This window comes from Streptococcus suis, from assembly GCF_002960425.1.
GTDB classification, from domain to species: domain Bacteria; phylum Bacillota; class Bacilli; order Lactobacillales; family Streptococcaceae; genus Streptococcus; species Streptococcus suis_S.
Map to the genome: position 1 here is coordinate 1 of NZ_POIZ01000068.1, position 899 is coordinate 899.

Sequence of the window (899 nt, forward strand, 5' to 3'; positions counted from 1 at the left end):
GCCCTTTATGACAAGCTAGTTCAAGAAGGGGTGAATACTGCCTTGTCCAAGGAAGAATGCCTCACTAGCGAGGGACTCAAACAACTCCTACATGAGACAGAACAAGTATTGGACGAGGTGGAAGAAGCTATCTCACAAGAGCCGAAAGTCATTAAAGGTGGATCAGCCAACAGACAGAAACGAAGAAGAATTAAGAAACTAAAGAGAAAGTTGAAAGAGGATTTTCTTGTTCGGAAACAGAAGTACGAACGAGATAAACAGATTCTACAAGAGCGAAATTCCTATTCTAAAACGGATCACGATGCAACATTCATGCGAATGAAAGAAGATCATATGAAGAATGGTCAGCTCAAGCCTGGTTACAACCTCCAACTTGGTACAAACAACCAGTTTGCCTTAGCTTACGGATTGTATCCGAATCCAACTGACACTCGTACACTCAAGCCCTTTCTTCAATCCATCCAAACCTTAGAACTCTTTCAACACATTGTCGCGGATGCAGGTTATGGTAGTGAAGAAAATTATAGCTTTATCCTTGATGACCTGGAGAAAACGCCTCTGATTCCCTACGGAACATATCAGAAAGAGCAGAAGAAAAGCTACAAGAAGAGTGATGCCAATCCTGAAAATTGGACCTATCTAGAAGATTCTGACCAGTGGATAAAACCAGATGGGGTTGTCTACTCGTTTAAGAATTATTCACGAAGAACGGACAAGTATGGATTTGAGAAAGATATTAAGATTTACGAAGCTGATCCTGTACAAGCTAGTGAAGAGTTAGACCAGTTAGCACGGACGGAAAAAGGAAACCTCAAACAAATTCAGTATAATCCTACGTGGAACTATTTCAAGAACTTAGTCAAAGAGGAATTGACAAGTAAAGAGGGAACCCGCATTGA

The 899-nt window shown here is 40.9% G+C and carries 1 protein-coding gene; it reads left to right on the forward strand.

The annotated features are described in order from the left end of the window. A partial coding sequence (locus C1G57_RS09080) for a transposase (protein WP_153045622.1) occupies positions 1-899 on the forward strand: 899 nt, incomplete at both ends.